This window comes from Pseudoalteromonas sp. S3178 (assembly GCF_005886985.1).
In the GTDB taxonomy this organism is placed as follows: domain Bacteria; phylum Pseudomonadota; class Gammaproteobacteria; order Enterobacterales; family Alteromonadaceae; genus Pseudoalteromonas; species Pseudoalteromonas carrageenovora.
In genome coordinates, this window is sequence record NZ_PNCW01000207.1 from 1 (window position 1) to 295 (window position 295).

Annotated in this window: 1 protein-coding gene; it reads right to left on the reverse strand. The window is 46.1% G+C overall.

Annotation, left to right across the window (positions count from 1 at the left end):
* Positions 1-295: helix-turn-helix domain-containing protein (locus CWC11_RS20650; protein ID WP_502704809.1), on the reverse strand; the 295-nt coding region annotated here is incomplete at both ends.

Consider the following 295-nt stretch of genomic DNA (forward strand, 5'->3'; position numbering starts at 1 on the left):
CATTCGCGCGGCCAGCGTCTTATTACCTTCTACTGATTCTAACGTTTGATAGATCAATTCTCTTTCTACTTCTTCAATCGTTTTACCTGGCTTCATTTCAGGCGTTGGTACTTGAATCGCATTTGCTCTGCTTGAAGTGCCCACCTGCGGTGGAATTGAAGCGCGATTTAACTGCGCATGCTCCACCATGCGTTTCGCCTGCGCGAATGGTGAAGCGAAGTTCGCATCAAATACTAAGCTATGGTCATCGTGATCTGCCATAATATAGGCACGATGAATTGTGTGCTTGAGTTCA